Raw genomic sequence first — 1,283 nt, forward strand, 5'->3', positions numbered from 1 at the left:
TGGCCCCGTCGGCCGCAGCCGCGAAGGACTTGCAGCGGCCGTCGGGGGCGAGGCCCCGCTGCCGGGAGAACTCCACGAACGTCCCCGGGGTCGCCATCACGGACACGCCGCCGGTCAGGGCCAGGTCGCATTCTCCCGAGCGCAGCGCCTGGATCGCCCAGTGCAGGGCGACCAGGGAGGAGGAGCACGCGGTGTCCACGGTGATCGCCGGGCCTTCCAGGCCCAGGGTGTAGGAGATGCGGCCGGAGGCGACGCTGCCGGAGTTGCCCATGCCCAGGTAGCCTTCGAGGCCCTCCGGGGTGGTGCCGAGCCGGGCCGCGTAGTCGTGGTACATCAGGCCGGCGAAGACACCGGTCGCGCTGCCGCGCAGCGCGGTCGGGTCGATGCCCGCGCGTTCGATCGCCTCCCAGGACGCCTCCAGCAGCAGCCGCTGCTGCGGATCCATGGCCAGCGCCTCACGCGGGCTGATCCCGAAGAACTCGGCGTCGAACCCGGCGGCGTCGTGCAGGAACCCGCCCTCGCGGGCATAGCTCGTCCCCGTGTGGTCGGGATCGGCGTGGTAGAGGGCGCCGAGGTCCCAGCCCCGGTCCTCCGGGAAGGGGGAGATGACGTCACGGCCCTCGGCGACGACGCGCCACAGGTCCTCGGGCGAGGCCACTCCGCCGGGGTAACGGCAGGCCATGCCGACGATCGCGATCGGCTCGTCCGCCCGTACGGCGGTGGGGACCACCTGTGCCGAGCCGGACGTGGCGCCGAGCAGCTCGGCGAGGATGTGCCGGGTCAGTGCGGCCGGGTTGGGGTGGTCGAACACGGTGGTGGTGGGCAGGCGGAGACCCGTCACCGTGCCGAGGCGGTTGCGCAGGTCGACGGCGGTCAGGGAGTCGAAGCCGAGTTCGAGGAAGGCCCGGTCCTCGGCGATGGCGGCGGCCGACTCGTGTCCGAGGACGGCCGCGGCCTGGCCACGGACCAGATCCAGTACGGTGCGGGTCCGTTCGGCGGGGGTCTGGGCGGCGAGGCGGTCACGCAGACTCCCGGCGTCGCCGGCGCGTGCCGCGCGGCGGGCGGCGGTGCCCGCGAGGCTCCGCAGGACGGGGGGCATACGGGTGCCCTGTGCACGGAACGCCGTGAGGTCCAGGCGCGCGGCGACGGTCAGCGGTGCCTCGGCGGCGCAGGCGGCGTCGAACAGCTCCAGGCCCCGGTCGGCGGGGAGCGGGAGGATGCCGCCCCGGGCCAGGCGCGCGGTGTCGGCGCCGGAGGTCATGGCGCTCGCCGGTGCCCACAGG

General features: G+C 74.9%; 1 protein-coding gene. It reads right to left on the minus strand.

Translation table 11 applies throughout. The features are described from left to right. A partial coding sequence (locus V5O46_RS31545; protein WP_332888161.1) for an acyl carrier protein occupies positions 1-1,283 on the minus strand: 1,283 nt, incomplete at both ends.

The organism is Streptomyces poriticola (assembly GCF_036689765.1).
In the GTDB taxonomy this organism is placed as follows: Bacteria; Actinomycetota; Actinomycetes; order Streptomycetales; family Streptomycetaceae; genus Streptomyces; species Streptomyces poriticola.